The sequence below is a fragment of the Bacillus cereus group sp. N6 genome, assembly GCF_016483705.1.
Taxonomy (GTDB): Bacteria; Bacillota; Bacilli; order Bacillales; family Bacillaceae_G; genus Bacillus_A; species Bacillus_A wiedmannii.
In genome coordinates this window covers 1-684 of record NZ_JAEHBI010000189.1, presented here as the reverse complement: position 1 = coordinate 684, position 684 = coordinate 1, and the positions used below count along the sequence as shown (strand labels likewise).

The window sequence follows — 684 nt, the reverse complement described above, 5'->3', positions numbered from 1 at the left end:
GAAATAGTAGCAATGACTCCATTATTCGTTCCATCTATTACAGAAACAGTATCAGAATTTTGATTTGCTATATAAATTCGATTTGTAAGTTTATTTACTCCTATACCAATAGGTCTTGTTCCAACAGAAATAGTAGCAATGACTCCATTATTTGATCCATCTATTACAGATACTGTACTAGCCGTATGATTAGTAACATAAACTCGATTTGTATATTCATTAATTGCTATTCCTCTAGGATTAGTTCCAACAGAAACGGTAGCAATGACACCATTATTTGTTCCATCTATTACTGATACTGTATTTGCTTCATAATTGGTAACATAAATTCGATTTGTTGTATCATTAACAGCAATATTCCATGGACGATACCCAACCGAAATAGTCATAATGACATGATTGGGCGTACCAGCAATAACAGAAACGTTATTAGACATATAATTTGCTACATAAATATTATTTACCACAGTAGGATCAGTACCACCAGTACCTCCAGTTGCGCCTGTGGCTCCTGTAGGCCCGATTGCTCCAGTTGCACCCGTCGGTCCTGTAGGCCCGATTGCACCAGTAGCTCCCGTTGGTCCTGTAGGCCCGACACCGCCTCCGCCTGAAACAGCGGAAGTTGTTGTGACTAAAGCTGCTAAAATATTAAGAATTTGATTGCGTGTGACATTTGTCATAATG

General features: G+C 38.5%; 1 protein-coding gene. It reads right to left on the bottom strand.

Translation table 11 applies throughout. The annotated features are described in order from the left end of the window. Positions 1-684: YncE family protein (locus JDS99_RS30840; protein ID WP_199696487.1), on the bottom strand; the 684-nt coding region annotated here is incomplete at both ends.